Here is a 1,440-nt window from a genome sequence, read left to right on the forward strand (position 1 = left end):
GTGTTATATAGTGTTTGCCACCATCTAAAATGGAGGGATAGCCAGAGGTAGATAAAATACGAAATAATCCAACTTCTGCATTTCGCTTAACTATTTCTTGACGCATTTTTTCTTCATCATCATAAATACGAAAGTCATAATTTCTTCTCGCATCAGTAGGTAATTTAGTTAGCTTGCCAGTTGTAAAATCATTAAACCATTTGATTAGATCATCTGAAGCAGTCATTCTAAATTGATGCCGTAAAAAGTAATCTTGATGAGGATAGTGATGAGTAATTTTTTCTAAGCGTTGCAGAGTCCATAGACTTTTCATTCGCAAAACTTGATATTGATCAAAAACAAGTATAACTACACGGGCACGATTAATTATTTCCTGCAGATGATTTTGAAAATAAAAATTATTATAGTGATCCGGCTTGGATAACAAAAGATGAGCCTCATCAATAACTACAATATCTGCATGTTCTTTTTTCTTATCCATTTGATTAATGAAAGAAGTGGGACACATGTAGTCTTTTTTATAAAGTTCTTTAATTGAACCTGCGATTTGTTTGTAAACTTTTAAGATCTCTGGATGATTGACTAAAAAGTAATTCTTTGTGTTTGCTAATTTGCCAGATTGAATACGGCTCTCTTTTTGAATTTGATAGAATAATGAAGAGAGAACAACACTTTTGCCTGTGCCAGCATCACCATAAATAGTAAAAACTGCGGTTCTTTCATCATCTATGTGATTATTGATAAAATGTATTATTTTTTCGATGAGAATTTTTTGTTCATTAGTAAGTGCATTAAAAGAAAATAATTTTTTATAGCTTCATTAATCATCAAGATGCCTCAATTTTTATGAAAATAATTTATAGAAAGGAAAAACTATGGCAGCCCAAAATATTATTCATGATCAAATGTTTTTACAAAGAAAATCTCAGCCGGCCACCAAGGCAGATCTTAACATAGCAATCGATTTGCGTGACACATTAATTGCAAAAAGAAATTTGGCTTTAGGCTTAGCTGCAAATATGATTGGTAAAGATAAGAGAATTATTGCCTTTTATGTTGGACCATTGGCGATGGTAATGATCAATCCCAGAATAATTGATAAAGAAGAAAGGTATATCACAAAAGAGGGATGTTTATCTTTAAGCGGAGAAAGAAGTACGAAAAGGTACAAGAAAATCCGCGTAAGTTTTCAGACCATGAACTTTGAAAATCGAACTCAAGAGTTTGACGGGTTAACCTCAGAAGTAATTCAGCATGAGATAGATCACTGCGATGGAATATTGATTTAAAAAAGTTAATAAAATGATTGACTAAGACAGATAAAGAGGGTAATATATCTAACTGTCGTCAGGAGATGACGACAAAAACAAAATAAAAAAACGCTTGACAAAAAATCAAGTAGCGAGTATTATTAAATGCGTTGTCATGAAGGCAACGAGG

The 1,440-nt window shown here is 32.2% G+C and carries 2 protein-coding genes; one reads left to right on the forward strand and one right to left on the reverse strand.

The window, feature by feature from the left end:
* A partial coding sequence (locus HMPREF0493_RS07980) for a DUF2075 domain-containing protein (RefSeq protein ID WP_155800035.1) occupies window positions 1–769 on the reverse strand: 769 nt, incomplete at its 3' end.
* A gap of 106 nt (window positions 770–875) precedes the next feature.
* Between HMPREF0493_RS07980 and HMPREF0493_RS00775 the strand changes: the two genes are divergently transcribed.
* Window positions 876–1,289 (forward strand): peptide deformylase, encoded by a 414-nt coding sequence (locus HMPREF0493_RS00775; protein WP_006351322.1) that lies wholly within the window; start codon window positions 876–878, stop codon window positions 1,287–1,289.
* Window positions 1,290–1,440: the final 151 nt, after the last annotated feature.

This window comes from Lactobacillus amylolyticus DSM 11664, from assembly GCF_000178475.1.
In the GTDB taxonomy this organism is placed as follows: domain Bacteria; phylum Bacillota; class Bacilli; order Lactobacillales; family Lactobacillaceae; genus Lactobacillus; species Lactobacillus amylolyticus.

What these genes read in the sequence shown, in the direction of transcription:
- HMPREF0493_RS00775 (WP_006351322.1), top strand. Translation starts at nt 876, where the DNA reads ATGGCAGCCCAAAATATTATTCATGATCAAATGTTTTTACAAAGAAAA.